21 protein-coding genes and 1 riboswitch are annotated in these 22,151 nt (G+C 72.3%); of the genes, 13 read left to right on the plus strand and 8 right to left on the minus strand.

Going from position 1 to position 22,151, the window contains the following annotated elements; all coding sequences use genetic code 11:
* The first annotated feature begins 7 nt into the window (after positions 1-7).
* Together KBX34_RS11725 and KBX34_RS11730 are read left to right on the plus strand one after the other, a co-directional pair.
* Entirely contained in the window at positions 8-1,264 is a 1,257-nt protein-coding gene (locus KBX34_RS11725) for a hypothetical protein (RefSeq protein WP_088947193.1), read from the plus strand.
* 100 nt (positions 1,265-1,364) lie between these two features.
* Positions 1,365-2,228 (plus strand): alpha/beta fold hydrolase, encoded by an 864-nt coding sequence (locus tag KBX34_RS11730; RefSeq protein WP_210793643.1) that lies wholly within the window; start codon positions 1,365-1,367, stop codon positions 2,226-2,228.
* Positions 2,229-2,270: 42 nt separating this feature from the next.
* Here KBX34_RS11730 and KBX34_RS11735 read toward each other — a convergent pair whose 3' ends face one another.
* Positions 2,271-2,441 carry a hypothetical protein gene (locus KBX34_RS11735; protein ID WP_157743920.1) on the minus strand — a complete coding sequence of 57 codons (171 nt, stop codon included), beginning with the start codon at positions 2,439-2,441 and terminating at the stop codon, positions 2,271-2,273.
* A gap of 196 nt (positions 2,442-2,637) precedes the next feature.
* On the opposite strand from KBX34_RS11735, the gene KBX34_RS11740 reads away from it, so the two are divergent.
* Together KBX34_RS11740 and KBX34_RS11745 are read left to right on the plus strand one after the other, a co-directional pair.
* On the plus strand, positions 2,638-3,267 hold the full coding sequence (locus tag KBX34_RS11740) for a hypothetical protein (RefSeq protein WP_210793642.1): 630 nt from the start codon (positions 2,638-2,640) through the stop codon (positions 3,265-3,267).
* 89 nt (positions 3,268-3,356) lie between these two features.
* Positions 3,357-3,797: a hypothetical protein gene (locus KBX34_RS11745; protein ID WP_307871377.1), complete on the plus strand. Its 441-nt coding sequence runs from the start codon at positions 3,357-3,359 to the stop codon at positions 3,795-3,797.
* Positions 3,798-3,821: 24 nt separating this feature from the next.
* Here KBX34_RS11745 and KBX34_RS11750 read toward each other — a convergent pair whose 3' ends face one another.
* Positions 3,822-4,742 (minus strand): DUF72 domain-containing protein, encoded by a 921-nt coding sequence (locus KBX34_RS11750; protein WP_210924938.1) that lies wholly within the window; start codon positions 4,740-4,742, stop codon positions 3,822-3,824.
* Between the two features lie 153 nt (positions 4,743-4,895).
* Here KBX34_RS11750 and KBX34_RS11755 point away from each other — a divergent pair, with 153 nt between their 5' ends.
* Complete coding sequence (locus KBX34_RS11755) at positions 4,896-5,399, plus strand: DinB family protein (protein WP_210924940.1); 504 nt, start codon at positions 4,896-4,898, stop codon at positions 5,397-5,399.
* 30 nt (positions 5,400-5,429) lie between these two features.
* On the opposite strand, the gene KBX34_RS11760 is transcribed toward KBX34_RS11755, so the two are convergent.
* Positions 5,430-7,490, minus strand: coding sequence for a glycogen debranching N-terminal domain-containing protein (locus KBX34_RS11760; RefSeq protein WP_210924942.1), 2,061 nt, complete (start codon positions 7,488-7,490; stop codon positions 5,430-5,432).
* Positions 7,487-7,906, minus strand: coding sequence for an SCP2 sterol-binding domain-containing protein (locus KBX34_RS11765; RefSeq protein WP_099857236.1), 420 nt, complete (start codon positions 7,904-7,906; stop codon positions 7,487-7,489). The genes KBX34_RS11760 and KBX34_RS11765 overlap by 4 nt, the downstream gene beginning before the upstream one ends.
* 169 nt (positions 7,907-8,075) lie before the next feature.
* Here KBX34_RS11765 and KBX34_RS11770 point away from each other — a divergent pair, with 169 nt between their 5' ends.
* Positions 8,076-9,122 carry an NAD(P)-dependent alcohol dehydrogenase gene (locus tag KBX34_RS11770; protein WP_210924944.1) on the plus strand — a complete coding sequence of 349 codons (1,047 nt, stop codon included), beginning with the start codon at positions 8,076-8,078 and terminating at the stop codon, positions 9,120-9,122.
* A gap of 16 nt (positions 9,123-9,138) precedes the next feature.
* On the opposite strand, the gene KBX34_RS11775 is transcribed toward KBX34_RS11770, so the two are convergent.
* Complete coding sequence (locus KBX34_RS11775; protein WP_210924946.1) at positions 9,139-9,648, minus strand: DUF664 domain-containing protein; 510 nt, start codon at positions 9,646-9,648, stop codon at positions 9,139-9,141.
* Positions 9,649-9,726: 78 nt separating this feature from the next.
* Between KBX34_RS11775 and KBX34_RS11780 the strand changes: the two genes are divergently transcribed.
* Together KBX34_RS11780 and KBX34_RS11785 are read left to right on the plus strand one after the other, a co-directional pair.
* A complete protein-coding gene (locus tag KBX34_RS11780; protein ID WP_210924948.1) occupies positions 9,727-10,242 on the plus strand; it encodes a 2'-5' RNA ligase family protein in 516 nt (171 codons plus the stop codon).
* A gap of 226 nt (positions 10,243-10,468) precedes the next feature.
* Entirely contained in the window at positions 10,469-10,660 is a 192-nt protein-coding gene (locus KBX34_RS11785) for a hypothetical protein (protein ID WP_141908638.1), read from the plus strand.
* A gap of 15 nt (positions 10,661-10,675) precedes the next feature.
* On the opposite strand, the gene corA is transcribed toward KBX34_RS11785, so the two are convergent.
* The gene (gene corA, locus KBX34_RS11790) at positions 10,676-11,806 is read right to left on the minus strand and encodes a magnesium/cobalt transporter CorA (RefSeq protein WP_210793637.1); all 1,131 of its coding nucleotides are present in this window, start codon (positions 11,804-11,806) and stop codon (positions 10,676-10,678) included.
* A 169-nt stretch (positions 11,807-11,975) separates the two neighbouring features.
* Here corA and KBX34_RS11795 point away from each other — a divergent pair, with 169 nt between their 5' ends.
* From KBX34_RS11795 to KBX34_RS11815, 5 genes are all read left to right on the plus strand, one after another.
* Entirely contained in the window at positions 11,976-13,934 is a 1,959-nt protein-coding gene (locus KBX34_RS11795) for an amino acid transporter (RefSeq protein WP_247671720.1), read from the plus strand.
* An 88-nt stretch (positions 13,935-14,022) separates the two neighbouring features.
* Positions 14,023-14,134, plus strand: a riboswitch (SAM riboswitch).
* Between the two features lie 32 nt (positions 14,135-14,166).
* Positions 14,167-14,304 (plus strand): hypothetical protein, encoded by a 138-nt coding sequence (locus tag KBX34_RS11800; protein WP_210924950.1) that lies wholly within the window; start codon positions 14,167-14,169, stop codon positions 14,302-14,304.
* Between the two features lie 132 nt (positions 14,305-14,436).
* Entirely contained in the window at positions 14,437-15,366 is a 930-nt protein-coding gene (locus tag KBX34_RS11805) for an ABC transporter substrate-binding protein (RefSeq protein WP_210924952.1), read from the plus strand.
* 39 nt (positions 15,367-15,405) lie between these two features.
* Entirely contained in the window at positions 15,406-16,185 is a 780-nt protein-coding gene (locus tag KBX34_RS11810) for an amino acid ABC transporter permease (RefSeq protein WP_210793635.1), read from the plus strand.
* Positions 16,182-16,925, plus strand: coding sequence for an amino acid ABC transporter ATP-binding protein (locus tag KBX34_RS11815; protein WP_179783018.1), 744 nt, complete (start codon positions 16,182-16,184; stop codon positions 16,923-16,925). Before KBX34_RS11810 ends, KBX34_RS11815 begins: the two co-directional genes overlap by 4 nt.
* A 27-nt stretch (positions 16,926-16,952) precedes the next feature.
* Here the strand turns inward: KBX34_RS11815 and KBX34_RS11820 are convergent, their stop codons facing one another.
* Complete coding sequence (locus KBX34_RS11820; protein ID WP_210793634.1) at positions 16,953-18,527, minus strand: Na+/H+ antiporter; 1,575 nt, start codon at positions 18,525-18,527, stop codon at positions 16,953-16,955.
* Between the two features lie 148 nt (positions 18,528-18,675).
* Positions 18,676-22,062: an AfsR/SARP family transcriptional regulator gene (locus KBX34_RS11825; protein WP_210924954.1), complete on the minus strand. Its 3,387-nt coding sequence runs from the start codon at positions 22,060-22,062 to the stop codon at positions 18,676-18,678.
* Positions 22,063-22,151: the final 89 nt, after the last annotated feature.

A 22,151-nucleotide genomic window follows, 5' to 3' on the forward strand; every position in this document is an offset into this window, starting at 1 on the left:
GGGCCCCATGCCCAGGTTCCGCCGTACCGCGCTCGCCGCGGGACTAACGATCGCCATGGCCGCGCTGTCGACAGCCGTCGCGCTGCCCGCACCCGCGTCCGCCGCGCTGCCCACCGCCGCGGTGGCACTCGGGGACAGCTTCATCAGCGGCGAGGGCGCCGGGGCGTACACCCCGGTGGTCGACGTCAACGGGGTCGCCCAGGGCTTCCCCGGTTGGACAGCGGCCAACAACAACGCGTTCTTCTGCCACCGGTCGGCGAACGCCTCGCTCAACAAGGCCAACCTGCCGGGCATCCAGAACCGGTTCAACCTGGCCTGCTCCGGCGGCCAGCCACGCGACATCGCCACCGCCTCCGCCGCCCGGGAGAAGGGCCGCACGGTGGCCGCGCAGATCGACCAGCTCCGCGCTGTCGCGCAGACCCAGGACATCGACCTGGTGCTGATCGGCCTGGGCTCCAACAACAGCTCGTTCACGTTCGGCAGCGTCGCGGAGAAGTGCGCCAACCGGTTCATCGCCGACGCGTGGACCGGCTGGTGGGAGTTCTGGGCGTACCTGGGTGGCCCGGTGGAGCAGAAGCCGTGCAGCGACGCCGACCTGGCCACCGCAGCGCAGATCAGCGCCGCGACCGCGGAGACCACCGCCGCCGTACGCCAGCTGCTGACCACCCTGGACCAGGTGGACGCGGACGGACAGCACCGGGTGGTGTTCCAGGACTACACGAACCCGTTGCCGCTGGACCTGAACCCGCAGTTCCACGAGGAGGACAGCCGGGACGACACCCGGGACAAGTTCCGCGACCTGGGTGCCGAGCGGTACGCGGCCGGTTGCCCGATCCACCGGGCCAGCCTGGCCCCGGGGCACCGCTTCTCGCAGGCTCTGGGCACCATCGTGAAGTCCACCCGGGACACTCTGGCGGCCGAGTTCCCCGGCGACGACCTGGTGTACCTGAACGTGCAGCAGGCCTTCAACGGCGCCCGACTCTGTGAGCAGACGAGCAGCCCGACGGGCTCGCTCGCCACGCCGATCCGGCTCCAGGACGGCGCGACCGGCACCTTCGTCACCAGCCTCGCCGGCAAGGACAAGATCGCCATCCAGCGGATCGCCAACACCTGCGTCAGCTACTTCCAGACCTGCCAGGAGTCGTGGCACCCGAACGCGACCGGGCACCAGGTGCTCGGCCAGTGCCTGAGCGGCGCGGCCTCCACCAGCGCCCGGTCGGTGGCCTGCGTCCGCGCCGGCAACGGGACGATCTCCGTCTCCTGACCGCATCGCCGTCCCGGAGGCCCCGCCGATCGGCGGGGCCTCCGTCGTGTCCGACCACCTGCGGCTACCCGCCAGTAACGTCAGGCCGTAGGCTGGGCCGGTGAACGGGGACCCGGAGTACGCGCAGGAGTTCGTCGAGGTCGACGGTGGTCGGCTGGGTGTGCAGGTCTATCCGGAGCCGACCGGTGTGACGGATGCGCCGGTCGCCGTGATCTGGCCCGCGATGGGCGTCCGCGCCCGTTACTACCGGCCCTTCGCCGCCGAGCTGCGCGCCGCCGGGCTGGCCGTGGTCGTCGCCGACCTGCGTGGCACCGGGGCGAGCACCCCCACGCCGAGCCGGGCCGACCGGTACGGCTACCCGGAGCTGGCCGCCGACGTCGGCGCCGTGCTGGCCGCGCTCAAGCCACGACTGGACGGGCGCACCCGGTTGCTGGTCGGGCACTCGCTCGGTGGGCAGGCCGCCCTGCTGCACCTCGCCCTGCACGGCGGCGACGAGGTGGACGGGCTGGCGCTGATCGCTGTCGGCATCCCGTACTGGCGCAACTATCCGGGTCGGCGCGGCCTCGGCGTGCTGCCGTACACCCAGGGGATCGCTGCCACCACGGCGCTGCTCGGCGTGTGGCCGGGGTGGGGGTTCGGCGGCCGGCAGGCGCGCGGCGTGATCCGCGACTGGGCGTACACCGCGCGCACCGGCCGGTTCCCCCGGCTCAACGGCACGGACACCGAGGCGGCGGTACGCGCGGTGCGGACACCGGTGCTGGCCGTCAGTGTGGACGACGACCAGTTCACCCCCCACGAGACCGTGGACAACCTCTGCGAGAAGCTCGCCACGGCCCCTGTGACCCGGGAGCGCTACACAGTGGCCCAGGCCGGCGCGCCGCTGGACCACTTCACCTGGGTCCGCGCGGGCGCACCGCTGGCGCGGCGGGTCGCCGAGTTCGCCGGCGACCTGCCGCCACGCTGAGTCGTACCGGCCGGTCGCCGTGCGACGGCCCGGCCGGCCGACTCACTCGTCCCGCTCCAGCGGCACCAACTCATCGTCGCGCTCCACCTGGATCGCCGCGTGATCCTTGCGCGGCGCGACCTCCGCGGTGTTCTTGTGCGGGTCGTTGTCCGGGTGCATGAGCACAGCGTCTGTCTTGGGGGTCTTCTCCCGGCTCTCGTCCGGCTGCGACATCGCGTTCCCCTCTCGTCGGCGTCGCTCGGGATCTACCCGCCACCGCGCGGACGACTCCTGCTTGCGCGATACGGCCCAGCGGCGCCCGCAACGTCCCCTGGCTGCCCGGTACGGGGTGGATCGGCCCGCACGGGGCGGGGTTAGCCGCCCGACCGGCGGGTAAGCCGCAGCGCCCGACACGGCGGAAGGGGATCACATGTCCGAACGGCATACCGCACTGCGCTCGATGCACGATCTGGGCCTGGCGGCCTGGTTTGGCGGCTCCCTCATGGGTGCCTTCGGTGTCAACGGCGCAGCGGCGAAAATCAGCGACTCGACCCAGCGACTCCCGGTCGCCTCGGCGGGATGGTCCAGGTGGACCCCCGTCAACGCGGCGGCGATCGGCGCACACCTGGCCGGCGCGGTGGGCGAGCTGGTGACGGAGAGCCCACGGGTGGCGGCCCAGTCCGGCGTCGCCCGGACGAGCGTCATCAAGACCGCGTTGACGATCGGGGCCCTCGCGGTGACCGGTTACAGCCGGTTGATCGGCATGCGGTTGGAGAAGGCGGGTGGCCCGTCGGTGAGCGGCGCCACCGAACCGAACCACCAGACTCCGGCCAGTGTGGCCTCCTCGCAGCGGCAGATGAAGCTGCTCCAGTGGGCCATTCCGGCACTGACCGGGACCCTGGTGGTGGTCACCGCGTACATGGGCGAGCAGCAGAAGCCCGGGCAGGTGTTCCGGGGGATGCTCGGCCGGGGCGGCGGGATGAAGAGCGCCTCGAAGACCATGATCAAGATGGCGGGGATGAGCAACGGCAAGCGGCCGATGGCGATGGCCGGACGCTGAACGTCGGGCCGGCCGGCGTCCCGCCGCCACCTCGACGGCGGGGCGCTGGCTGGCCCTACGCAGGCTCATCGACGCGCCGCGCAGGCCAGGTGGCGACGACGGTGGGCGGAGACGGCACACCGTCCGCCGGTAGCGGCGGACCGACGAGCGGGGTGGCCATGGCGGCGTACGAGGCACGCAGCGGCGACAACGACCGGCAGGAGCCGGAGGCGTCGCAGCCGTGGGGCACCAGCGACGGCTTCGACGCCGACGCGCCCTGGGGCACGGATGAGGATTCACCGATGGACGAGGGCAGCGAGGAGACCGCGGTGCCCGAGGGGCGGCGCGGAGAGCGACGCGCGGGTGCCCCGGCGGGGCCGTCCGATCCGGCGGGACGGCACGGCTTCGGTTCGGTGGAGCCGACCCGTACGACGATGGCCGGTCCGGGTGCCCCACCCGATCCGGCGCCCAGCGGCCGGACCTTCCCCGACGACGCGGACATCGGCGAGTCGACGCAGGACGCGTTCCGCGCCCGGGGCCGGCGCTCCTGACCCGAACGCCGGCCCTCCCGATCGTCAACCGGTGGGCGACGCCGCCCGGGCCGGGACAGCCTGATCCGCGATCATCGTCCCGGCGAGCAGTTGCGCCAGCCGGTTGGCGTCGCGTTGGGACTGCCCGGCGCAGCAGTTGTTGAACAGCACGTGCAGGTCGTCGGCCTCGGTGGCCAGCTCGGCCAGCAGACCGGCCCAGTGCCGAAGCTCGTCCTCGGCGTACGCGTACCGGAACTTCTCCTGCTTGTCGCCGTCCCGCCAGGCCGCACTGTGGCCGTGGAACCGGACGATCGCCGGCTCCGCCGTCGTGGTGAGGATCGGTGGCACCGACGACGGATGCCCCTGCGGCATGTCGACGCAGACCAGGGACAGGTCGTGCGCGCGCAGCAGGTCCAGTGTGTCCGCCCCGGCCGGACCGTCGAACCAGGACCGGTGGCGCAACTCCACGCCGACCCGCCACGGCCGGCAGCGCTGCGCCAGCTCGACGATCCGGCGTTCGGCCGCGACGCCGCGGGCCAGCCACGGTGGGAACTGCAACAGCACCGCACCCAGCTTGCCGGCCGCCGCGATCGGGTCGAGGGCCGCGCGAAACCGGGTCCACAACTCGTCGTACGCCTCCGGCGGCAGGTCCCGGCGACGGATCCGGCTCGGGCCGCCCGCCGGGCGCAGGTCCCGGGGCAGCGCGGCGACCGGCGTCGGGTGGCCGGTGAAGAGGCTGAACGCCTTGACGTCGAAGGTGAAGTCGTCCGGGGTGGCGTCGACCCACCCCTGCGTGGTTTCGGGCACCGGGACGGCGTAGTAGGACGTGTCCACCTCGACCAACGGGAACCGGCCGGCGTAGAAGCCCAGTCGACGGGCCGGTGTGTTGGCCGAGCGCGGGTACCACCCCGAGCGCAGCAGCGACTGGTCCGCCCAGGACGACGTGCCCACCTTGATTACACCCATGTCATTCAGTGGACGGCCGCTGGCGCGGATCGGCAACCGCTGGCGGGTCGCGCGTCGCCCCGGTGTCGCGCCCGGAAAGTGTCGGTGCCTCGTCCTACGGTGACACCGGATGAGATTTCGGGTGTCGAGCGCACAACGACGAAGGGTGGCGGCATGACCAGCACGGAGCAGCTCACCGGTGAGCGGGCCGACCTGTTGCAGAGTCTGCGCAGGCATCGCGGTTTCCTCCTGCAGACCGTCGACGGGCTCACCGACGAGCAGGCGGCCACCTGTCCCACGGTCAGCGCGCTCAGCCTCGGTGGCCTCGTCAAGCACGTTGCCGGCATCGAGCACCGCTGGATGCTCTTCGCCGTGGGCGGCGCGGAGGCGATGGAGCGCGAGGCCGTCGACTGGGTCGGTCAGTTCCGGATGGAGCCGGGCGAGACCCTGGCCGGGCTCGTCGAGCGATTCCAGGAGGTGGCTGCCCAGACCGACGAGCTGGTCGCCACCCTCGACCTGGACGCGGCACACCCGCTGCCGCAGGCGCCGTGGTTCGAGCCGGGCGCGAGTTGGACGGTTCGTCGGGTGCTGCTGCACCTGATCGCCGAGACGTCCCAGCATGCGGGGCACGCCGACATCCTGCGGGAGTCGATCGACGGCGCCAGGACCATGGGCTGACCGAGCCGCTCACCGAAGGCCGCGCGGGTCTCAGCGCTCCCGCGGACGGGCCCTGTGCGCGGTGCTCCGGTCCCTCGCGTAGGCGTCGGAGTGACCCCAACGACCGGGGATGTCCAACAGGTCCAACCGACCGAAGCCGGCCGGCACCGACGGGTTCACCAGCAGGTTGTCGCCGGTGGGTCGCAGCCCCAGCATGGTGCTCAGCAGCATCAGCAGCGCACCCGACGACCACGCCTGCGGGCGCCCGGCCGCCGGCAACTGGACGGGATACTTCGTCAGCCGGCGCTCGTGGCCGGCGATCATCTCCGGCACCGCCCCACCGAGGGTCTGCGCCATGTCGAAGATGGCGGCCGCGATGGTGCCTGCCTGGGTGTCGAAGCCGTAGCGGCGCAGCCCGGCGGCGATCAGGGCGTTGTCCGCCGGCCACACGGCGCCCAGGTGGGAGCCCATCGGGTTGTACGACCGCTGCCCGGTGGCGAAGGTGCGCACCCCCCAACCGCCGAACAACCGCGACCCGACCAGGTGCTCGGCGACCGCCTCGGCGCGGTCGTCCGGGACGATCCCGCTCCACAGCAGATGCCCGATGTTGGATGACAGCGCGTCGGCCGGCTCACCGTACGGGTCGAGGGCCAACGCGTAATACTCCTGGTGCGGCAGCCAGAAGTCCCGGTTGAAGCGCTCCTTCAGCGCCGCGGCTTCCCGCTCCAGACGGTCGGCGTACGCGGGGTCACCCCAGAACTCCCGGGCCAGCCGGGCGCCACGCATCTTCGCGTCGTAGACGTAGCCCTGCACCTCGCAGGTGGCGCGGGGAAAGGCGGGTTGCCGGCCGTTCGCGTCGGTGATCGACTCCGGGGAGTCCTTCCAGACCTGGTTGATCGCACCGTACCGCTCGTTGCGACGCTGGTAGCGCACGTAGCCGTCCCCGGTCAGGTCGCCGTACTCGTCGATCCAGTCCAACGCCATCCGGGCCGGGTGGCGCAGCTCGCGGACCAGGTCCGCGTCACCGGACCAGCGCTCGTACTCGTCGAGCAGGACGACGAAGAGCGGGGTGGTGTCCGCCGAGCCGTAGTACAGCGCGTTCACCCGGTCGCCGAACGCTCCGGACTCGCCGTAGCGCAGATGGGCCAGGATCTTGCCCGGCTCCTCGTCGATGTCGTCGTCGAGCTGACCGCCCTGCATGAGCGCCAGCATCCGCAGCGTCGCGGGGGCCAGTTCGGGGGTGAACGCCAACGTCTGGAGGCTGGTGATGATGCTGTGCCGTCCGCACAACCACATCGTCCACGGCAGACCCGCGACGGGCACCCGATCGTCGTACGACAACGGCCTGTACCGCAGCGCCGCCAGGTCGGCCAGGCTGCCCCGGTACATCTCCTCCAGCCCGCGGCGCTCGGCCACCAGCTGCGGCGCCCGGTCCATCCAGTCCGCCAGGTCCTCGCGCATCCCGGTCCGCACGGCCCACTGGTGCGACTTGAGGTGGGCGCGCATGTCCTGGCCGTCCTCGCCGCCCATGGTCATGGCGACGTGCAGGTCCGTCTCCCACTGCCCCTCGGCGTCGATCCGGATCCGGAACGTCATTCCCCCCTCGTCCACCTCGACGGGAAGGGTGCTTCGCACTGTGGTCTGGCGGACGAACCGGTCCCGCTGATAGCGCAGCACGAGCCGGTTGTTCGCCGAGTCCGCGGTGGCCTCGATGGTCCGCTGCCGGAGCCCGAGCTCGGCGATGTCGGAGAAGTCGCTGCCCATCTCCATCCGTACGGTGAACTCGGCGGGCTGCGCCGAGTGGTTCAGCACGGTGATCTTCTCGTGGAAACAGTCGTGGATCGACCGGTGTCGGATGATCGAGACGTCGGCGTCGACGTAGTGACTCGCCGCGCCGGGCACCAGGAAGAACCGGGTCTCGAAGTACGTCATGTCGTCGCGGGAGAGCGCGTTGATCCGCTCGCCGTCGATCCTGAGCACCCAGTGGGACAGGAAGCGGGTGTCGAACGCGAAGAGACCGACCGGCTGCTGCGGGTCGACCTCCATGTCGCCCTGAGCGTCGCTGTTGGCGAACACGCTGCCGGCGATCACGTGGAGCAGTTCCTGCCTCACCGCCCGGCCTCCCGGGTGGCCACCGCGTCCCGCTCCGGTGCCCGGCGCGCCAACGCGGCCCGGCCGAGTTCCCGCGGATGGCGGGCGCCGGTCGGCCCCGGGAAGATCCGCCGCAGCAGCATCAACAGTTGGATGTTGCCCTGCACGGTCAGCTCGTTGCGCAGCAGAGCCGCGCCCGGATGCAGCTCACCGTTGACCATCTGGTCGACGACCGACCGGTCCGCCCGGACCACCAGTTCGGCGTCGTCGGCCGAGCGGGCCACGTTGACGTGCTGGTCGGAGATGGTCAGATACCAGTGGTCGGTGCAGCCGTCGGCGCGTACGTCCAGCCGCAGTGTGCCCGCTGTCGTTTCCGGCAGGTCGGGGCGCCGGCCGGAATCCAGCTGTCGCAGGTACTGCTCCGCCGTCGTACGCATCAGGTTCCCCTCCCCACGGTTCTCCGCAGGATCACCGGCGCCGGGGTGACGCCGGTTCACCCGCATGGGATGAGGGCCACCGAGCTTGCGCCCGCCGCGGCCCGTTTGCGCGGCGGCAGAGCGGGCAGCCACCGGTCCAGCCGAGAGTCAGGACGGACGGGAGCATCGGATGCGCGCGCTGCGGTTGCAGGAGTGGAAGTCGGAACCGGAGTTGGTCGAGGTCCCCGATCCGACGCCCGGGCCGGGTCAGGTGGTGGTCCGGATCGGCGGCGCCGGCGCCTGCCATTCCGACCTGCACCTGATGGACGACTTCGAGCCGGGCGCCATGCCCTGGAACCCACCGTTCACCCTCGGCCACGAGAACGCTGGCTGGGTGCACGCCCTCGGTGACGGCGTGACCGGGCTGTCCGTCGGGCAACCGGTAGCCGTCTTCGGCCCGTGGGGCTGTGGCACCTGCGCCCGCTGCCGGGTCGGCGTCGACCCGTACTGCGAGAACCCTGCCGGTGCACCGGTGCCGAGCGGGGGTGGCGGGCTCGGACTGGACGGCGGCATGGCCGAGTTCGAGCTGGTCCCGGACGCCCGGCACGTCGTACCCCTTCCCGAAGGGCTGGATCCGGTGGACGCCGCGCCGCTGACCGACGCGGGCCTCACCCCATACCACGCCGTCCGGCGCTCCTGGGCGAAGCTGCCGCCGGGCAGCACGGCAGTGGTCATCGGGGTTGGCGGGCTGGGGCATGTGGGCGTGCAGATCCTCAAGGCCACCACAGCCGCGCGGGTCATCGCGGTGGACACCCGCGCCGAGGCGCTGCGGCTGGCCGAGGAGTGCGGCGCCGACCGCACCGTGATGTCGGGTCCGACCGCCGCCGAGGAGATCCGCGAGGCAACCGGCGGTCGGGGTGCCGACGTGGTGCTGGACTTCGTCGGTGCGGACGCCACCATGGCGCTCGGTGTGGCGGCGGCCCGCACCGTCGGTGACCTGACCATCGTGGGCATCGGAGGGGGCACCGTGGCGGTGTCGTTCTTCTCCGTGCCGTACGAGGTGAGCATCGCTACCACCTACTGGGGCAGTCGCCCGGAGCTGGTCGAGGTGCTCGATCTGGGTGCCCGTGGCCTGATCCGGCCGAGGACCACCACCTTCGCCCTGGACGACGCCCTCGACGCGTACCGGCAGATGCGCGAGGGCACACTGGACGGCCGGGCGGTGATCGTGCCCTGAGCCCGGCGGACCCCGGTCAGCCGGCCTTGATCAGGCCGCGTACGTAGGCGGCCTGGCCCACGTGTTGCAGGTCGTCGTCGGCGACGCTGACCAGTCGGACGCCGAGGGTGACCGGCGGGTCCCACGCCTCGTCGACCACCCGGTCCAGGTCCGCCGGGCGCAGACCGGCCACGAACGATCCGGTACGCGACGCGACCGCCTCGTAGTAGTCGATCAGCGCCTGTGCGCTCTCCGGTCGCACTGCGGCTACCTGCGCGGGCGAGTGCCCGTAGCCGGTGTTGTCGGGGTCGGCGGTGAGGCCGAACCGGCCCGCCCAGTCGCCGCTCACCCAGATCTGCTCGGCGTCGAGCAGGTCGGCGACGTGGTGGTCCTGCACCCGGGTGAGGTGCCAGACCAGCCAACCGATCGAGTTGGTGCCCGGCCCGGGCTCGTGGCGCAGTTGCTCCGGGCTGAGCCCGTCGACCGCCGCGCGGACGAGGTCGGGCAGCCGGTCGTACGTCTCGGTCAGCAGGTCACTCACGTCCACCGGGCACGCCTCCTGGTCGGTTTCGCACCAGGTACCGCCGGAGACGGGTGCTCAAACCTCGGCCGCTACGGTGATCGAATGGTCGCGGCGTTGGAGTTGTATCTGGACCCGGACGCCAGCCGCCGCATCCGGGTGCTGTGGGACGCGCTGGAGGCCGAGGGCGTGCAGAGCATGCGTTCGCTGCTGGAGCGGCGCCACCGACCGCACGTCTCCCTCGCGGTGGCGCCCCGCTTCGACCCGGAGCAGGTCGCCGAGGCGCTGCGCGGGACGGTGGTCGCGGCCCCGCTGCGCCTCGATTTCCAACACGCCGGCCAGTTCGTCGGTCGGGTGCTCTGGCTCGGCCCGGCGCCCACCCCGGAGCTGCTGGCCCACCAACGCCTGGTGTCCGACCGGCTCGCCGCCGCCGGCATCCCGCTGGCCGAGCACTACCAGCCGGGTCGCTGGGTGCCGCACTGCACGCTCTCCATGCGGGTGCCGAACGCGCTGATGGCCGCCGCGGTGCGGCGCTGTCTGGAGGTGTTGCCACTGGCCGCGACCGTGGTCGGCGCGGCGCTCACCGACCACGCGCGCGGCATCGCCCACCCACTGCCCTGAGCACTGTTCAGGGGTCTGCCCCCTGACGGGCGCGGGAGGCACCCACAAAATGTCCGGTTTGGCGGGCGACAGTCGGGAAACTGAAAACAAGCGGTGGTGACGCGGCCCGACGTGGGATGGTTCGACATGGATGCCGTACCGGTGGTGACCTGCCCGAGCGCGGGTGGCCCGGCCGGTGGCGCGGGCGCACCCCGTGTCGCCGAGGCGGCTTCGACGAGGAGAGGCAGTGCCTATGCAGGCTCAGCGCAGGCCACCGCGCGCGGAGCGGAGCCAGACCCGGGACGACCGGACCGGGGGCGGAATGACCGGGGCGGCCACGCCACTGACGATCTGGGCCGCCGCCGTGCTGCTCGGCCGGATCAGTGCCGGCGACGACGACGTCGAGGACGAACGGCACATCCTGCGCGGCATCGAGTGATCCCGGCCGCGCGGCTCACAGCCAGCCGCGCCGCTTGAAGATCAGGTAGAGGGTGCCGCAGACCAACAGCATCAGCAACAACGCGAACAGGTAGCCGAAGCGCCAGTTCAACTCCGGCATGTGGACGAAGTTCATCCCGTACACGGTGCCGATGAGCGTGGGAGCGAACAGGATCGCCGCCCAGGACGAGACCTTCTTCAGCTCCTCGTTCTGCGCGTAGCTGGCCGCGGTGAGGCTGCGCATCTCCTCGTTCTGCTGCTGCGAGACGAGCGTGGCGTTGACGGTGAGGATGTTCTGCAACAGGTGCCGGAACCCGTCCACCCGCTCCACGACCTGGGTCAGGTGGTCGGTCACGTCGCGCAGGTAGCGGCGTAGCTCCTCGTCCTCGCTGCCGCTGCCGGCGCCGTCGGCCAGCGCGTCGAGCACCGTGAGCAGAGGGCGGGCGGCCCGCTGGAACTGGATGACCTCGCGGCTGAGGCCGTAGATGCGCCGGCTCGCGTTCGGGTCGCCACCGAACACCTCGGTCTCGATCTCGTCGATGTCGTTCTCCAGCCCGGCCACCACCGGCGCGTACCCGTCGACGACCTGGTCGAGGATCGCGTACAGCACCGCCTCCGGGCCCCGGGCGAGCATGTGCGCCTCGGTCTCCAACCGCCGCCGCACCGCGGCCAGGTCCGGTGCCTCACCGTGCCGGACGGTGACCACGAAGCCCGGCCCGATGAACAGGTGCAGCTCGGAGAACTCGACCTCCTCGCGCAGGTCGTCGTAGCGGGCGGCGCGCAGCACCACGAACAGGGTCTCCCCGTACCGTTCCAGCTTGGGGCGCTGGTGGGCGTTGATCGCGTCCTCGACCGCCAGGTCGTGCAACCGGAACTCCCGGGCCAGCGAGGTGATCTGCTCGATGTCGGGCCGGTACAGACCGATCCAGGCCATCGCGCCGTCCTGCTCCTGCAGGCAGCGGTACGTCTCGGCGAGGCCGGACGGCGAGGCGAACCGGTGGCCTCGGATGTAGACCGCGCTGTCCACCAGCCCGCCGGCCGGCGCAGCGGACGAGTCCGTGGACGGCGGCACGCCGATCCTGGTCTCGTACTCGTCGAGTTGGCGACCGAAGCCACCACCCGGGCGGAAGCGACGGCCACCGACCATGCCCAGTCCCCTCCCCCGGCGACGCCCGGCACGGCGCACGCCCGCCGACCCGGGGGCGCTGCTTCCCCCCTGCCCCGGGCCCGAAACCCGCTGCGGCGGCCGCTGGGTTCCGCGCACCGGCGGACGGGCACCGTACGACGGGCGGATACTCACGGTGACCATGGGCGGGATGACGGGGGACGCTCCGGTGGAGGTCGACAGACGCGCGGGCCGGCTGCGCAGGTGGCTGCTCGGCACCGGCTCGGAGCAGCCCGTGCAGCACCCGGGGCCGCACGGGCGACCGCCGGAGCGCCGGCACCACCCGTGGTGGAAGGTGATGTGCCTGACCGGCGTCGACTACTTCTCGACGCTCGGCTACCAGCCGGGCATCGCGGCGCTGGCCGCCGGGGCGCTCTCGCCGGTGGCGACCCTGGTGCTGGTGCTGGTGACACTGCTGGGCGCGCTGCCGGTCTACCGGCGGGTGGCGGTGGAGAGCCCACACGGCGAGGGTTCCATCGCGATGCTCGTACGCCTGCTGAGCTACTGGCCGGGCAAGTTGCTGGTGCTGGTGCTGCTCGGTTTCGCGGCCACCGACTTCATCATCACCATCACCCTCTCAGCGGCCGACGCGACAGCGCACATCGACGAGAACCCGTTCTGGCCCAGCGGGCTCAAGGGACACGAGGTGCTGGTCACGCTGGTGCTCGTGTCGCTGCTGGGCGCGGTGTTCCTCAAGGGATTCACCGAGGCCATCGGGATCGCCGTCGTCCTGGTCGCGCTCTACCTGGGGCTGAACGCGGTGGTGATGGTCGACTCGCTGTGGCGGGTGGTGACGCACCCGAGCGCCGTCGAGGACTGGACGACCACGCTGAGCACCGGGCACGGCGATCCCTGGATGGTGGTCGGGCTGTCGTTGCTGGTCTTCCCGAAACTGGCGTTGGGGCTGTCCGGTTTCGAGACCGGGGTGGCCGTCATGCCGAGCGTACGAGGCGACCCGCAGGACTCCGAGGCGCGCCCGCTGGGCCGGATCCGCGGCGCGCGCCGGCTGCTCACCACCGCTGCGGTGATCATGAGCGTCTTCCTGATCACCAGCAGCGTGACGACCACCGTCCTGATCCCGCCGGAGGCCTTCCAGCCGGGTGGGCCGGCGAACGGCCGGGCGCTGGCCTACCTGGCGCACGAGCACCTCGGGGAGGTGTTCGGCACCGTCTACGACCTGTCCACCATCGGGATCCTCTGGTTCGCGGGGGCGTCGGCGATGGCCGGTCTGCTCAACCTCGTACCCCGGTATCTGCCGCGCTACGGCATGGCACCCACCTGGGCGCGTGCGGTCCGGCCGCTGGTGCTGGTCTTCACCGCGGTGGCGTTCCTGATCACGATCCTCTTCAAGGCCAGCGTGGACGCGCAGGGCGGCGCGTACGCCACCGGGGTGCTGGTGTTGATCACGTCGGCGGCGACGGCGGTGACGCTCGCGGCAAGACGGCGACGGCAGCACGGCCGCACCATCGCGTTCGGAACCATCGCGGTGATCTTCATCTACACCACACTGGCGAACGTGGTGGAACGCCCCGACGGAGTCAAGATCGCGGCCTGCTTCATCAGCGCGATCATCGTGGTCTCCGTGCTCTCCCGGTTGTCCCGGGCCTACGAGCTGCGGGTCAACCAGGTCGAGCTGGACCCGGTCGCGACCCGGATGATCGACGAGCGCATCGGGCGGCGGATCCGCCTCATCGCGCACGAACCCGACCACCGGGACGTGGCGGAGTACCGCGCCAAGCTGGCACAGACCATGGCGGACAACGACTTCCCCGACGACAGCGACGTCATCTTCGTCGAAGTGCACGTCACCGACCCCTCGGACTTCGAAACCGAGCTGCTGGTCCGCGGCAGCATGGCGGACCACCGCTTTCCGGTGCTCAGCCTGGCCAGCTCCTCGGTTCCCACCGCGCTCGCCGCCCTGCTGCTGGAGATCCGCGACCGGAGCCGGCGACGCCCACACATCTACTTCGAGTGGAGCGAGGGCAGCCCGGGCCGCAACATCCTGCGCTACCTGGCGTTCGGGCAGGGTGCGATCGCCTCGGTGACCCGGGAGATCCTGCGCCGCCAGGAGCCCGACCCGCGCCGCCGGCCGCACGTACACGCCGGCTGACCTGCGGGGCCGGGCACCCCTTCGCGCACGGTGAGCGTGGTCATAACGACTGGACGATCCACCGGTGCCTGCTGCTAGCCTCGGCCCAGGTCATGAGCGCCAGCGCGAAGCCCCGGCTCGCTGGCCGGCAACCCTCCTCCGCGGTGGGGTGCCCCGGGTGAAGACCAGGCACCGGCACGACGTCGGTGCAAGCGTGGCCTGGCACCCAGGTCAGCACAGACCCGGGAGAACCATGCGCATCCTCAGCACCACCCCACCGACCGACGTCGCGGAACTCCGCGCCGGTTGGCCCTCGCCGGCACTGACCCGGCGACGGCACGTGGACATGATGCGAATGTGCAGCGCCGCCTGTCGCGGCACCACGCACTAGCGCCGCCTGTCGCGGCATGACGCACTAGCGCAGCACTTCTCCCGAACCCTCTCCCTCACCGGTACGCCCATCGGGCGCACCGTCGGCGACGCACACCCGTGCGTGCCGAGACACGACCTCTCGGAGACACCCGTGCGACTTCTTCCTGCCCTGACCCGTGCCGCCGCCCTCGGCGCGGCCGCCATCCTGGCCGCCAGCGCGCTCACCGCCTGCGGCGACGACAGCTCGTCCGACGCCACCGCCAACCCGTACGGCCTGGCCCAGCCGGGCGTGCTGCGGGCCGGCACCCTGACCGACGCCCCGCCGAACGTCTTCCTCAAGGACGGGAAGTTCACCGGCTTCGACAACGACCTGTTGACTGCCGTGGCCGGCAAGCTCGGCCTCACCGTGGAGTTCGTCGGCACCGACTTCTCCGCGTTGCTCTCCCAGGTCAACAACCGCAAGTTCGACGTCGGCAGCTCCTCGATCACCATCACCGAGGCGCGGAAGAAGACAGTCGACTTCGGCAACGGCTACGACTTCGGCTACTTCGGTCTGGACGTCCCGGCCGGCTCCCCGATCACCGGCTTCGACCAGCTCGCCGGCAAGCGGGTCGTGGTGGTGCAGGGCACCGTCCAGGACGACTACGCCAGCGGCAAGCAGCTCGACCCGGTGCGGGTGCCGGACTACAACGGCGCGATCAACCAGCTCAAGGCCGGCACCGCCGACGCGTGGATCGCCCCGGCCGAGATCGGCGAGAAGTCGGCCGCCGACAGCAACGGCAAGATCACCGTGGCTGCCAAGCAGCTCAGCCCGGCGCCGACCGCGTACGCCGTCGCCAAGGGCAGCGACAAGCTGCGCGAGGCGCTGAACAAGGGCCTCGACGAGGTCATCGCGGACGGCACGTGGAGCCGGTTGCAGGCGCAGTACTACCCGGGCCGGCCGATCCCGGCGGACTTCACGCCGGGCAGCGGCACCGTGGCGGCACCGTCCGCGTCCGTTGCGCCGTCGGCGTCCGGGTCCGCTGCGCCGTCAGCGTCCGCGTCCGTTGCGCCGTCGGCGTCCGCGTCGACCGCGTCCTGAACCGGTGACGAGCGAGCAGGGCGGTAGGAGAGGCAACCGATGGATCCGTTGAGCACCCTGTGGGAAACCTTCTTCGACTGGGAGGCGATGGGCGAGGCTCTGCCCGAGATGCTGACCGTCGGGCTGCCCAACACGCTGATCCTGGCGGTCTCCGCCGCCCTGCTCGGCTCGGTGCTGGGCCTGCTGCTGGCCGTCGCCGGAATCTCCCGCAGCCGGTGGCTGCGCTGGCCGGCGCGGGTCTACACCGACGTGTTCCGTGGCCTGCCGGCCGCGGCCACGATCCTGCTGATCGGCGTCGGGCTGGCCCCGCTGGGCATGCAGGTCTGGGGACCGGACCCCTACCCGCTGGGGATCCTGGCGCTGTCGCTCATCGCCGCCGCGTACATCGGGGAGATCTTCCGCTCCGGCATCCAGTCGGTGGAGGCCGCCCAGTTGGAGGGTGCCCGTGCTCTCGGCTTCTCCTGGTCCGACTCGATGCGGCTGGTGATCATCCCGCAGGGCATCCGGCGGGTGCTGCCGGCCTGGGTCAACCAGCTCATCGCGCTGATCAAGGACTCCAGTCTGGTCTACTTCCTCGGGCTGGTGGCCAGCCAGCGGGAGCTGTTCCGGATCGGGCAGGACTACGCGGCCACCACCGGCAACGAGTCGGCGCTGCTGCTGGCAGGGGTGTTCTACCTGGCGCTGACCGTCCCGCTGACGCACGTCGTCAACTGGATCGACCGACGGCTGCGCAACGGTCGGCCGGCCGCCGCGCCGACAGACGAGGACGACGAAGACACCACCCCGGCGTACGCCCCGACCGAAGGAGACCGGCGATGAGCACCGACACGACCACCTCGGTCAGCCTCGACGTCCGCGACGTGCACCTCGCCTTCGGGCCGAACCGGGTGCTGCGCGGCGTCGACCTCACGGTGCCGCGCGGAGCAACAGCCTGCGTGATCGGCCCGTCCGGGTCGGGTAAGTCCACACTGCTGCGCACCATCAACCGGCTGATCGAGCCGGACCGTGGCGACGTGTTGCTGGACGGACGCAGCGTGCTGGGCGACGACCCGGACGCGCTGCGGCAGCGGGTCGGCATGGTGTTCCAGCAGTTCAACCTCTTCCCGCACATGAGCGTGCTGCGCAACGTCACCCTCGCGCTGCGCCGGCTCCGCAAGCTCGGCGAGGACGAGGCGGAGTCCGTGGCACGGGCCCAGTTGGAGCTGGTGGGGTTGGCCGGCAAGGCCAACTCCCGACCAGCTCAGCTCTCCGGCGGTCAGCAGCAGCGGGTCGCGATCGCCCGGGCGCTGGCACTTCGACCCGAGGTGATGCTCTTCGACGAGGCCACCTCCGCGCTCGACCCGGAGCTGGTCAAGGGCGTCCTCGCGGTGATGGCCGACCTGTCCGCCGCTGGCATGACCATGGTGGTGGTCACCCACGAGATGGGCTTCGCCCGGCAGGTGGCCGACACCGTGGCCTTCATGGACCGGGGCGTGGTGCTGGAGGCCGGTCCGCCCGGGCAGGTCTTCGAGCGGGCCGAGCATCCTCGGCTGCGCCGCTTCCTCGCCCAGGTGCTCTGAGCCGACCGGGAGCCGGGGCGCAGGTCCTCACTCGTTGGGCCCGCGACCCAGCAGCCGGATCTCCTCGTTGTCCAGCGCGGCCTGGAGCTCCTGAAGCACGAGATCGTCGATCTCCCGGTTGTCCCGCAGTCGGGTGACCTCCCGACGCTTGTGGGCGAGGACCCCGAGGCGCAGCCTGCGTTCCAGCCGGCGCTCCTCGGCCGTGCTCCCGCCACTCTCGTTGAGGTCCGCCAGATGCCGCTGGTACTCGGCTTCCAACCTCTGCACCGCCTCCTGCTGGGCGCCGATCTCGGCGGCGACCCGGGGAAGAGCGGCCAGGCCCACCTCCGTGGCCCGTCGGCGGGCGTTGCGGGTCTCGTCGACGCGTTCCGGGTCGCCGGTCAGCCGGGCCCAGCGCACCACCAGCGGCAGGGTGGTGCCCTGAATGAGCATGATCAGCACGATCACCAGCGCGGTGACAAAGATGATCAGGTCTCGTTCGACCACCGGTCGACCGGAGGCCGTCATCGTCGGGACGGCCAGGGCCGCGGCGAGCGACACGGCGCCCCGGAAACCGGCCCAGCCGGCAACTGTTCCCACCCGCCAGCTCGACGGCCCCTGGCTCGGGTCGAGGATCCGGCGGCGCCGCAACTTCGCGACCTGCGCGGTCAGGTAGACGAATGCCAGGCGGGTGCCGACGACGGCCAGGGTGACCATCACCACGATCAGCAGAGCCCGCTGGGCCGAGGTGCTGGTGATGCCCCGGACCGCGCGAGGAATCTGCGTGCCAAGCAGGACGAACAGACCGCCGTTGATCAGGAACGTGGACAGGTCCCAGAACGCGTACGCCAGCACCCGGGACCGGGCGCGGATCACCCGGGGGCCGGCATAGGCCAGCACCAGGCCGGCGACCACCACCGCCAGCACACCGCTGGCGTGCACCGAGTCGGCCAGCAGGAAGGCGCCGAACGGTGTCAGCACGCTGAGCGCGCCCTCGCGCAGCGGATCGTCGAGCCGTTTGCGGATCAGCACCACGGCGGCGCCCACCAGCAGACCGGCGACCACGCCACCGACGCTGGCACCGACGAACTCCTCGCCGATGCCCAGCACGCCCGGCTCCGCGCTCTGGCTGAGCAGACCCACGGCCACGGCGAAGACCACCAGTGCGGTGCCGTCGTTGATCAGGCTCTCCGCGTGCAGGGTGGTGAGAAGCTTCCGGGGCAGCCGTTTGGCGAGACCGGTGACCGCCGCCGCGTCGGTCGGGGCGAGGACCGCGCCGAGCACCCAGGCCGCGGCGGGATTCACCCCGAACGCCTGCGCGGTGAACGACACCGTGACCATGGTGAGCACCACCAGGACCACGGCCAGCAGCCCGATCACCGGCAGGTTGGCCCGGATCTCGCGCAGGCTGATGGTGAGGCTCTCCCGGTACAGGATCGCCGGCAGGAAGATCAGCAGCACCAGGTCGGGTTCCAGGGTCACCTCGGACAGCGGCGGCGTCAGGCCGAGCAGCACCCCGAACGCGATGAGCAGGACCGGCGGGGCGACCCGGTACCGACCGCCGAGGGTGGTGCCGATCAGGACGGTCGCGCCCAGCACCACGATCAGGACGAGCACCTCCACGGCGTACCCCCTTGATCGACGGCCGACGGTGGCCGCGCCGGTGGTTCCATCTGACCGCACCCGCCGCGGGGTTCCGACGCGAATCGGCAAGTCGCCGCCGGCAGCGGGCGGCGGCCAGGGCGCGGGGGGACTGCGCGGGCCCGGGCGGTCAGAGCGCCGGCGTGGCGGCGCGAGCCCGGGCGGTGACCGCGCGGGCGGCGCGGCGGTGCGCGGCCGCTTCCTCGTCGCGGCCCAGCGCGTCGGCCAGGGCGGCGAGGTGCCCGGCCACCGGGCCGACGGTGAGCACCCCACTGCCGGCGGCCAGTTCATCCGCCGCTGGGAGCAGCTCGACGTAGACCCGTTCCATCGTGACCCGGTCTCCGAGGGCGTGCGCCGCCCGGCCGACGAGGCAGAGCCGCGCCTCCCGCAGCAGATCGTGCGGCCCGTCCGGAAGAGTCCGCAGGGCCGCCTCGGCAGCGTCCCGGTCACCGTCGGCGAGCAGCAGCAAGGGCCGGACCCACGGCTCGTGCGGCCCCCAGTCCAGATCCGCCCACCCGGCACCGCCGGGCCCATCTGCCCAACCGGCACCGCCGGGCCCGTCCGCCCAGCCCGCATCGTCGGGTCCGGGGATCGGCTGGTCCGGGCTGGCGTGCGGCCGGTCACCGCCGACGGCCTCGACGAGCCGCAGGCCGAGCAGGGCGAGCGGGAGCAACCCGCGGGTCAGGCCCGGCATGCCGTCGGCGCTCAGCCGGTCGGCAGCCAACCGGTACGCGTCCGCCGCCGCGGCCGGGTCGCCGTCCAGAGCCAGGCGCAGTGCCGAATACCAGCTGGTGAAGACGCCGACCAGCGGCAGTTCGTACCGTTCGGCGAGGCGGTCGGCGGCGCGGGAGTGCGCATCGGCAGCGGGCCGGTCGGCCAGCGCGCAGTGTGCCTGGACCAGGACGAGGTGACCGAGCACCTCGAAGGTCACCAGCCGGTGCCGGGCCGCCAGGTCGACCAGTTCGGTGCCGATCCGGGCCCGTTCTGCGGCCAGGCCGACGCTGTCGAAGGAGTGCATGAATCGGGCGTTGAGCGCGAAGGCCAGCAGCCCCGGGTCACCGACGGTCCGGGCGATCGTCTCGGCCTCGTGCGCCGCACGGCGGCCCCGGTCGGTGGTGGTGCCGCGCAGCTCCAGCGCGAGGGTGCTCAGCAGCCGGCTGCGCCGCGCCGAACCGGTCGGGCCGAGAGTGGTCAGGGCGTGCTCGGCAGCGCGGACGATGTGCCCGGAGAGCAGGTCGTCGTCGTTGCGCGTCCAGATGGCGGGCACGTCGAAGCCGGCCAGCACCTCCTCGATCAGCAGCGGATCGTCGACAGACTCGGCGGCGGCGATCGCCTCGGCACGCCGTCGCCGCGCCTCGGCCAGGCGGCCCGTCACGGCCAGCGCGCGTCCCAGACCGAGCAACGCCGTCAACCGCTCGCGCTGCTCGCCCGCACCAGCGCGGTCGTACGCCTCGATCGTCTGCCCCCACAGGCGGGCGGCCTCGTGCGGGTTACCGCCCCGTTCGGCCTGCTCGGCGGCTGTGCGGGCGTACGCCGCAGCGCGACCGGCGGCGACCGGTCCGCCGGCGCGGAGCAGGTGGTGCGCGAGCGCGGCGGGCTCGACGGGCTCCCGTTGTCGCAGCACCTCCGCGACGGCTGCGTGCCAGGCGGCGCGGCGCGGCGTGGACAGGTCGGCGTAGAGCGTGTCGCGGACCAGGATGTGGGTGAAGCGCAGCCGCCCGTCGGGCTCCCGCTCGGTGAGGAAACCGGCTTGCAGGGCGCGGTCGACGGCGTCCAGCACGGCGGTGGGGTCACCGGCCAGCGCACCGAGCACCTCCGGGTCGAGGTCCCGGCCGAGCACGGCTGCCTGCCGCAGCACCGTACGCGTCGGCGTGGGTAGCTGCGCCAACCGGTGCCGGATCACGTCGCGCACCCCGGGCGGCACCGCGGCCAGCGCTGCCTCCCCCTCGCTCGCGTACAACTGGGCCAGTTCCCGGACGAAGAACGGGTTGCCGCCGCTGCGATCGTGGATCAACCGGGCGGTGGCCGGGTCCAGTGCCGCACCGACGACGGCTCGGGCCAACTCGTCGGTCGCCGACACGGGCAGGCCGGCGAGATACTCCCGGATCGGCTCCAGCCCGGCGGCGCGGGCCAGGGCGGCGGTCAGCTCGGGGCTGATCTCGGTGGCCCGGTAGGTGCCGAGGATCAAGACCGGCCCGGTGGCCGGCTGCGGGCCGGTGAGCAGGGCGGTCAGCAGGTCCAGGGTGTCGCCGTCGGCGCGGTGCAGGTCGTCGAGGACCAGCAGCACCGGCCCGCGGTCGGCGACCGCCGAGACCAGTGACGCCACCGCACGGTGTCGGCGAAAGCGCGTCCCGGCGGGATCACCCGAGCCATCGTCGGCAACAAGGCCATCGGCCGGCCAGGCATCGGCCGGTCCGGCGAGCGCGTCGGTGATCTGGGTCCACGGCCAGGCCGGCGGCGCGCCCTCGTACTCCGGGCTGCGTCCCCATGCCGTGGTCCAGCCCTCGGCGGCGAGCCGCTCGGTGAGGGTCTCGGCCATCGCGGTCTTGCCGGCCCCCGGGTCGCCGCTGAGCAGCGCGAGGGTGGGTTCGCGGCGGCGGGACGCGGCCTCGGCGGCCTGCCGCAGGCGATCCAGCTCGGCGTCCCGACCGACGAACGGGCGCTGCCGCGCCGGACCCGGTTCGACGGGTCGCACGGCGCTGGGGGTGGCCTCGTCGTCGAGCGTCGGGGTGAGGTGCGGCGCCTGGGCCAGGATGTCGGCTTCCAACCGCCGCAGCTCGGGTCCGGGGTCCACGCCCAGCTCGGTCACCAGGGCGTGTCGCGCCTCGCGCAGCGCGGCCAGCGCGTCGCCCTGTCGCCCGGCGCGGTAGCGGGCCACCGCGAGCAACCGCCAGGCATCCTCGCGCAGCGGATAGCTGGCCAGGTGGGCCGGCAGGTCGGCGGCGGCCTCGTCGGGCCGACCCAAGGCCAGCAGCACCTCCGCGCGCCGCTCGACGGCCAGCATCCGCAACTCGTCCAGCCGGTTGATCTCGGCGACCGCCCAGGGCTCGTTGGCGCAGTCCGCGTACGCGGGCCCGCGCCAGAGCCGCATTGCCCCGTCGAGCGTCGCCAGGGCCGGCGCGGGACGTCCCGCCGCCAGCAACCGGCCCGCCTCGCCGACGGCCGCCTCGAACTGTCCGGCGTCCACCGCGTCCGGGGCGGCCCGCAGCACGTACCCGGGTGGCTCGGTGACCAGGATCCGGGGCGGCTGCCGGGGTGGTCGGTCGGGCTCCAGGGCCCGGCGCAGGTCAGCGACGAAGGTGCGGATGGCGCCCACCGCGCCGTCGGTTGCGACCTCCCACAGGTCGTCGACGAGACGTTCCACCGGCACCACCCGCCCGTGGGCGATCAGCAGCCGCGCCAGCACCAGGCGCTGCCGGTGCCCGCGCAGCGGGGCCGGGCCACGCGCGGTCACGGCGGTCACCGGCCCGAGGACGCCGAAGGTCACCGCGTCCGGTGCCGCCGGTTGCCTGGTCATGGCATCAATCTAGGCGCGCCGGGCGGACCGCACTGACTCGGCACTGATCGCCTGCTGATCACCACCGCGCAGGCTCGACCAGGTACGAC

Origin of the sequence: Micromonospora sp. M61 (assembly GCF_018070245.1) — a bacterium.
Lineage (GTDB): Bacteria > Actinomycetota > Actinomycetes > Mycobacteriales > Micromonosporaceae > Micromonospora > Micromonospora zamorensis.

Bases quoted from the DNA above. Each gene is read 5' to 3' on its own strand.
- KBX34_RS11810 (WP_210793635.1), top strand. From the start codon at position 15,406: ATGGATCCGTTGAGCACCCTGTGGGAAACCTTCTTCGACTGGGAGGCG.
- KBX34_RS11750 (WP_210924938.1), bottom strand. From the start codon at position 4,742: ATGGGTGTAATCAAGGTGGGCACGTCGTCCTGGGCGGACCAGTCGCTG.
- KBX34_RS11740 (WP_210793642.1), top strand. From the start codon at position 2,638: ATGTCCGAACGGCATACCGCACTGCGCTCGATGCACGATCTGGGCCTG.
- corA (WP_210793637.1), bottom strand. From the start codon at position 11,806: ATGGTCGGTGGCCGTCGCTTCCGCCCGGGTGGTGGCTTCGGTCGCCAA.
- KBX34_RS11815 (WP_179783018.1), top strand. From the start codon at position 16,182: ATGAGCACCGACACGACCACCTCGGTCAGCCTCGACGTCCGCGACGTG.
- KBX34_RS11765 (WP_099857236.1), bottom strand. From the start codon at position 7,906: ATGCGTACGACGGCGGAGCAGTACCTGCGACAGCTGGATTCCGGCCGG.
- KBX34_RS11825 (WP_210924954.1), bottom strand. From the start codon at position 22,062: ATGACCAGGCAACCGGCGGCACCGGACGCGGTGACCTTCGGCGTCCTC.
- KBX34_RS11725 (WP_088947193.1), top strand. From the start codon at position 8: ATGCCCAGGTTCCGCCGTACCGCGCTCGCCGCGGGACTAACGATCGCC.
- KBX34_RS11770 (WP_210924944.1), top strand. From the start codon at position 8,076: ATGCGCGCGCTGCGGTTGCAGGAGTGGAAGTCGGAACCGGAGTTGGTC.
- KBX34_RS11780 (WP_210924948.1), top strand. From the start codon at position 9,727: ATGGTCGCGGCGTTGGAGTTGTATCTGGACCCGGACGCCAGCCGCCGC.
- KBX34_RS11735 (WP_157743920.1), bottom strand. From the start codon at position 2,441: ATGTCGCAGCCGGACGAGAGCCGGGAGAAGACCCCCAAGACAGACGCT.
- KBX34_RS11755 (WP_210924940.1), top strand. From the start codon at position 4,896: ATGACCAGCACGGAGCAGCTCACCGGTGAGCGGGCCGACCTGTTGCAG.
- KBX34_RS11795 (WP_247671720.1), top strand. From the start codon at position 11,976: ATGACGGGGGACGCTCCGGTGGAGGTCGACAGACGCGCGGGCCGGCTG.
- KBX34_RS11800 (WP_210924950.1), top strand. From the start codon at position 14,167: ATGCGCATCCTCAGCACCACCCCACCGACCGACGTCGCGGAACTCCGC.